Consider the following 455-nt stretch of genomic DNA (forward strand, 5'->3'; position numbering starts at 1 on the left):
CCGGGGCCGCAGGACACCGGCGGTTGGCACGCCGAGAATGAGGCGCCCGGCGGCTGGCAGCCCGACAGCGACCCGGAGACCAGCAACGGCTGGCGCGCCGCCGCCGAGACCGGGCGGACCGCAGAGGGACGGCACCGCTCCCCACGCCGCTGGCGCAAGCCGCTGATGATCGGGGGCGCCGCCGCGGCCGCCACCCTCGTGGTGAGCTTCGGCGTCGGCGCGCTCGCGCTTCCCGGCGGTGACGACGGGGCCGCGCAACCGACGGCCGTCGACGACTCCTACGCCGCGTCGGCCGTACCGACCGAGGAGCCGGTGCTGGACACCCTCGCCGCGCCCTCCCCGTCCGCCACACCCAGCCCGACGTCGCCGAGCCCGACGCCGAGCAAGGTCGTCAAGCCCACGCCGACATCGCCGCGGAGCACCGCGGCGTCACGGCGCAGCGTCGCGCGCACCAG

General features: G+C 77.8%; 1 pseudogene. It reads left to right on the plus strand.

Annotated elements, in window-relative coordinates:
- Positions 1 to 455: pseudogene (locus KBX53_RS35720) on the plus strand (hypothetical protein); the annotation flags it as partial.

It is taken from the genome of Micromonospora sp. M51 (genome assembly GCF_018070305.1).
GTDB lineage: Bacteria > Actinomycetota > Actinomycetes > Mycobacteriales > Micromonosporaceae > Micromonospora > Micromonospora parva.